Raw genomic sequence first — 1,310 nt, 5'->3', positions numbered from 1 at the left:
GGAGAGCGACCGTGGTGACGGCCAACCATCGCCCGGATCAGCTCCTGGCCTGGCTGGGGGCCGCGGGCGTCTCGCGGCTCCTTGCTGAGGCGCGCGTGGTCGAGTTAGAAGGGCCAGACTACAGGTTATTCCCCAAGCGAGTCGGAGCCAGGTCCTGACGGCGCTGCTCCCGATCGGCAGATCCTGTTCCCGCCTGCCTCCCATGCACTTCCCCCGTTCGTTCGTGCTGCGAAGCAAATGAAAGAGCCTATCAGGATGAAAGGAGCCAACATGCACGACGCTTTTTTCTTCCCCATCCTTTGGGGACTGCTCGCGCTCTCCCTGGGCGTTTTCATCTGGTACGTGCTGGCCGCCTGGCGCCACTGGCGCCAGGTCGAGCAGGACTTTCAGGAAAGAGAGGAGCGGTATCGGCAGTGGGTCAGAGAGGACTGGGAACTGGAAGACCCAGGTACCGCGGAGGGGATCGGGAAGGCTTCTGCTCGGGCCTCTCGCCGGGTCGCGCGCCACTGGCGCCAGCGCCAGCAGGAGCAGCAGCCATGATGGTTCCTCCGATGTTTACCAGGGGTGCCCGGGGAGGTGGGCAGATCCTGACTCGAGAGGGGGTGGAGATCTCCACCCCGGCGCTCTTTCCCGTTGCCTCCCTGATCACGGGAGGCACGCCACGCGGAGGTGGGATCTGGAAATGGGTGCTCCATGCCCATCCACAGGGGCTGCTGCGCCAGCAGAGGCCCATCATGACCCAGGTCCTCCACTTCCTGGATTTCCCCCTCAGTCCTGGCGAACTTGCCCGGTGGCGGCAGCGTCCCTTGCGCGAGCACTATCATGCCGCCTTTCCTGAGCTGCACTATCGGGCGCCCCTCTTCTGTGACTCTGGAGGCTTCCGGCTGCTGTGGAACAGTCAGCTCGACCTTTCGCGCTATGGACTGGAAGCCACGCCGCAGACCATTCTGCGCTTACAGCAGGATTTCGGGGCCAGTCTTCTCGCGACCCTCGATTATCCCTTGCCACCCGGACTGGTGCGCGCAGAGGCCGAGGCGCGCATGGCGCGCAGCCTGGCCAATGTGGGGATCACCCTGCGCCTGCTGGCGGAGCAGCCTGGTCCTCCCCCGTTCGTGTATGCGGCGGTCCACGGGCAGACCCCCGACGACCTGCGCCACGCGGTACAGCGTGTCTTTGCGCTGCGCGAGGCCGAGGGGCTGCAGCGCATCCCGCTGGGGATTGCCATCGGTTCACTGGTGCCGTTGCGCCTGCGGGGGGCACAGAAGCTGCTGACCCTCATCGACCTGGTGCAGGCCGCCCTCGAGGGCATT

The 1,310-nt window shown here is 65.6% G+C and carries 1 protein-coding gene and 1 pseudogene; both read left to right on the top strand.

Going from position 1 to position 1,310, the window contains the following annotated elements:
* Positions 1-270 precede the first annotated feature (270 nt).
* The gene (locus ACFMO7_RS21385; RefSeq protein WP_376797511.1) at positions 271-540 is read left to right on the top strand and encodes a hypothetical protein; all 270 of its coding nucleotides are present in this window, start codon (positions 271-273) and stop codon (positions 538-540) included.
* Positions 537-1,310: pseudogene (locus tag ACFMO7_RS21380) on the top strand (tRNA-guanine transglycosylase); the annotation flags it as partial. The gene ACFMO7_RS21385 and the pseudogene ACFMO7_RS21380, both read left to right, overlap by 4 nt.

Origin of the sequence: Thermogemmatispora sp. (assembly GCF_042408735.1) — a bacterium.
GTDB lineage: Bacteria > Chloroflexota > Ktedonobacteria > Ktedonobacterales > Ktedonobacteraceae > Thermogemmatispora.
Note: the sequence above shows the minus strand (reverse complement) of the source record. Positions and strands in the feature narration are given on the sequence as shown.